The sequence below is a fragment of the Pseudonocardia sp. SID8383 genome (genome assembly GCF_009864975.1).
Lineage (GTDB): Bacteria > Actinomycetota > Actinomycetes > Mycobacteriales > Pseudonocardiaceae > Pseudonocardia > Pseudonocardia alni.
In genome coordinates this window covers 1-4,145 of record NZ_WWFY01000559.1, presented here as the reverse complement: position 1 = coordinate 4,145, position 4,145 = coordinate 1, and the positions used below count along the sequence as shown (strand labels likewise).

Annotated in this window: 3 protein-coding genes and 1 pseudogene; all 4 read right to left on the bottom strand. The window is 75.9% G+C overall.

The genetic code is table 11. The features are described 5' to 3' along the window. Positions 1–598, bottom strand: a pseudogene (locus GTW08_RS13750) (hypothetical protein); the annotation flags it as partial. 35 nt (positions 599–633) lie between these two features. Then, positions 634–2,124, bottom strand: coding sequence for a GTPase HflX (gene hflX / locus GTW08_RS13745; protein ID WP_073577430.1), 1,491 nt, complete (start codon positions 2,122–2,124; stop codon positions 634–636). A gap of 54 nt (positions 2,125–2,178) precedes the next feature. After that, complete coding sequence (gene dapF / locus GTW08_RS13740; protein ID WP_202417143.1) at positions 2,179–3,048, bottom strand: diaminopimelate epimerase; 870 nt, start codon at positions 3,046–3,048, stop codon at positions 2,179–2,181. After that, the gene (gene miaA / locus GTW08_RS13735; protein ID WP_161152001.1) at positions 3,045–3,989 is read right to left on the bottom strand and encodes a tRNA (adenosine(37)-N6)-dimethylallyltransferase MiaA; all 945 of its coding nucleotides are present in this window, start codon (positions 3,987–3,989) and stop codon (positions 3,045–3,047) included. Before miaA ends, dapF begins: the two co-directional genes overlap by 4 nt. Positions 3,990–4,145 lie beyond the last annotated feature (156 nt).

Sequence of the window (4,145 nt, the reverse complement as noted above, 5' to 3'; positions counted from 1 at the left end):
CCCCGAGCGGCCCGCCGCCGGTGCCGGACCAGGGCAGCACGACCTGTGCCACCCGGCGCAGCTCCACCGGGTCCCCGCCGTCGTGCAGCGGCGCGGCAGGCCGGTACACCCCGGCGGCCCCGGTGGACTTGTCGACCAGCAGGGGCACGCCGTCGTCGCCGACCAGCAGCGCCTCGACGTCGCGCGGACCGTCGGGGTAGACCAGGTCGTGCACCCGTGGCGGCCCGGCCGGGGGCAGCACGACGAGCCGGACCGACCCGCGCAGTGCCCCGTTGTCGCCGGTGTCGGCGAGCCACAGCTCCCCGCCCGGTCCGAGGCCGAGGTCCTCGACATCGGTGACCGGGACGTCGGCCCGCCGGGTCCCGGTGACCGCACAGCCGGCCGGGTCCAGGGTGAACGCCCGCGCGGTCCCGCCGCCGTCGACGATGGCGTGGTAGCGCTGCGGGGCCACGCCGGGCGGGCCCTCGGCGACCAGCCCGGACAGCTCCGCCAGCCGCGGGTCGTCGATCGAGCAGGCCGGGGTCGCCCCGGGCGGCGGCGCGGCCGCACCCGTGAGTGCACCGGTCAGGCAGAGGACCGCGGTCAGGCGGCGGGCCACGATCCCGGGACCCCGCCGCCCGGCCGGTGGGACGCTCAGTGGCCCGCCGCCGTCGCCGGCAGGTCGGTGCCGGCCCCCGTCGGCAGGGCCGAGCCCGCCACCGCGAACGGCAGCACCGCGGTGCCCAGCTCGGGCTTCACCCGCGCCCGGATCCGGGTGCCGTCGGCGGTGTGTTCCTCGGCGAGGATCTCGCCGTCGTCGTGCAGCCGCGCGACCAGCGCACCCTCGGTGTAGGGCAGCAGGAGGTCGACCTCGTACTCCGGGCGCGGCAGTCGCTCGGCGATGCACTCCCGGAGCCGGCGGATCCCGGCGCCGCTGTGCGCGGAGACGAACACCGCGTCCGGCTGGGCGTGCCGCAGCCGGGCCAGCGCGAGGTCACCGGCCGCGTCGTTCTTGTTGATCACGAGCAGCTCGGGCGGCATCGTGTCGCCCGCAGCCTCACCGACCTCGACGAGCACCTGGCGGACCGCGGCGATCTGGTCGTCGGGCAGCGGGTCGGACCCGTCGACGACGTGCACCAGCAGGTCGGCCCGGGCTGCCTCCTCCAGCGTGGAGCGGAACGCCTCGACGAGCTGGTGCGGCAGGTGCCGCACGAACCCGACGGTGTCGGTGAGGGTGTACTCGTGCCCGTCGGGCGTCTGCGCCTTACGGGTGGTCGGGTCCAGCGTCGCGAACAGCGCGTCCTGCACCAGCACCCCGGCGTCGGTGAGCTGGTTGAGCAGGCTCGACTTGCCCGCGTTGGTGTAGCCGACGATCGCGACCGAGGGGATCTCGTTGCGGCGACGGCTGCCGCGCTGGGTCTCGCGGACCTGGCGCATCGCACCGATCTCGCGGCGCAGTTTCGACATGCGCGCGCGGATCCGGCGCCGGTCCAGCTCGATCTTCGTCTCACCGGGACCACGGCCACCGATACCGACACCCCCCGCGGCGCGGCCACCGACCTGCCGGGACAGCGCCTCACCCCAGCCGCGCAGCCGCGGCAGCAGGTAGGACAGCTGCGCGAGCTCGACCTGGGCCTTGCCGTCCCGCGAACGGGCGTGCTGGGCGAAGATGTCGAGGATCAGCGCGGTCCGGTCGATGACCTTGACCTTGAGCCGCTCCTCCAGCTGGCGGAGCTGGCCGGGTGACAGCTCGCCGTCGCAGATCACGGTGTCGGCGCCGGTGGCGCGGACGGTTCCGAGCAGCTCCTCGACCTTGCCGGAGCCGATGAACGTGGCCGGGTCCGGGCTGGAGCGGCGCTGGACGAGGCCGTCCATCACCTCGGAACCGGCGGTCTCGGCGAGGCGGGCCAGCTCGGTCATCGAGTTCTCGGCCTGCTCGGCCGTGCCCTCGGTCCAGACGCCGACGAGCACGACCCGCTCCAGCTGGAGCTTGCGGTACTCGACCTCGGTGATGTCGGTGAGCTCGGTGGACAGCCCGTGGATCCGGCGCAGCGACGTGCGCTCCTCCAGGTCGAGCTCGCCACCCGTCGGAACCGGGTTCGGCGCGGAGGGGGTCACGGAGGGGTGCGTGTGGGCATCAGTCATCTTGACCCCATCCTCCCACGTCGCGGGGCCCGTGTCCGCCCGGATTCGCGACGCTCAGGCGGGCGCGTCCCACCACGCCCGGTCCAGCTCCCCGGACGCGAGCAGTACGGCCGGGCCGTGCAGCGTCGTGGGCCCGGTCCGTTCGTCGGTACCCGCCTCCACCGTCACCCGCAGCAGCCCGCCCGGGACGGTGACCTGCACGTCGCCGGCGGAGTGCCCGGCGTGCCGCAGCGCGGCGACGGCGGCGGCGACGGTCCCGGTGCCGCAGGAGCGGGTCTCCCCCACGCCGCGCTCGTGCACCCGCATCCGGATGTGGCCGCCGTCGGCGGGACCGTCCAGCGGGGTCAGGAACTCGACGTTCACCCCGTTCGGGAACAGCGCCGGGTCGAACGAGGGCGCACGGGTCAGGTCGAGGGTGTCCGGGTCGGCCGCGGTGACGCAGGCCAGGTGCGGGTTGCCGACGTCGAGGGCGATGCCGTCGAAACGCGCGTCGCCGCTGGTGGCGACCGACGCGGGGCCGACGCCGACCGTGCCGAGCCCGACCGAGACCCCGTCCGGCCCGACCGCGGTGTCGAGCACCCCGTTCCGGGTGCCGACCGGCCCGCCGGTGGCCCAGCCGCACTCGTGCAGGTAGCGGGCGAACACGCGCAGGCCGTTGCCGCACATCTCGGCGAGCGAGCCGTCGGCGTTGCGGTAGTCCATGAACCACTCGACGCCGTCGGCCGGCTCACCGACGCCGGGCTCCCCGGCGAGCTCCGTCCAGCGCACGACCCGCAGCACACCGTCCGCGCCGAGGCCGCGGCGGCGGTCGCACAGCGCGGCGACGCGGGCCGGGGTGAGGTCGAGCGCGGCGTCCGGGTCGGGCAGCACCACGAAGTCGTTCTGCGTGCCGTGCCCCTTGCTGAACGCGATACCGCCGGTCATGCCACCAGCCTACGAGCGAGCACCGCGCGCGCCGAGGCCACCAGGTCCGGGTCGGCGCCGTCGAGCCAGTGGATGCGGCGGTCGCGGCGGAACCAGGAGCGCTGGCGGCGCACGAACCGCCGGGTCGCCCGGACCGTCTCCTCCCGGACACCGGCGAGGTCGGGGTGGGCCGGGTCGCGGTCGAGGGCCTCGATCACCTGCCGGTAGCCCAGCGCGCGGGACGCGGTGCGGCCCTGCGCCAGCCCGTGGCGGAGCAGGGCGCGGGTCTCGTCGACCAGACCGCCGTCGAGCATCCGGTCCACCCGCAGCGCGACGCGCTCGTCGAGCTCGGCGACGTCGCGGTCCACGCCGAGCAGCACGGCGTCGTAGCGGGGGGTGCCCGCGCCGGGCAGCGTCGCCCGGAACGGCCTGCCGGTCAGCGCGATCACCTCGAGCGCGCGGACGATCCGCCGCCCGTTCGAGGGCAGCACCTGCTCCGCGGCGACCGGGTCGACCGCGGCGAGGCGGGCGTGCAGCGCGCCGGACCCGTCGCGGTCCAGCTCGGCCTCCAGCGCGGCGCGCAGCTCCGGGTCGGTGCCGGGGAACTCCAGCTCGTCCAGCACGGCCTGCACGTAGAGACCCGAGCCGCCGACGAGCACCGGCGTACGTCCGGCGGCGCGCAGCTCCTCGACGACGGCGCGGGCCTCGCGCTGGTAGGCCGCGACCGAGGCGGTCTCGGTGACGTCGAGGACGTCGAGCTGGTGGTGGACGACGCCGCGCCGCTCGTGCGGGGTGAGCTTCGCGGTGCCGACGTCCATGCCGCGGTAGAGCTGCATCGCGTCGGCGTTGACGACCTCCCCGCCCAGCACCAGTGCCAGCTCCAGCCCGAGGTCCGACTTGCCGGTCGCGGTCGGCCCGACCACGACCACGAGCGGCGGTGCCGTCGACGGAGGGGCGCTCACGCCGGTTCCCACAGCGCCACGTGGTAGGCGACGCCGTAGGGCATCGAGGTGTGCCGGTGCGCCGCCGTCCAGGCCCGCCCGCGCGCGGCACCCGCGAGGACCTGCCAGGGCGCGCGGCCGGACGCCCAGAGCGCGGCGGCGCCGTCCGGGTCGAGC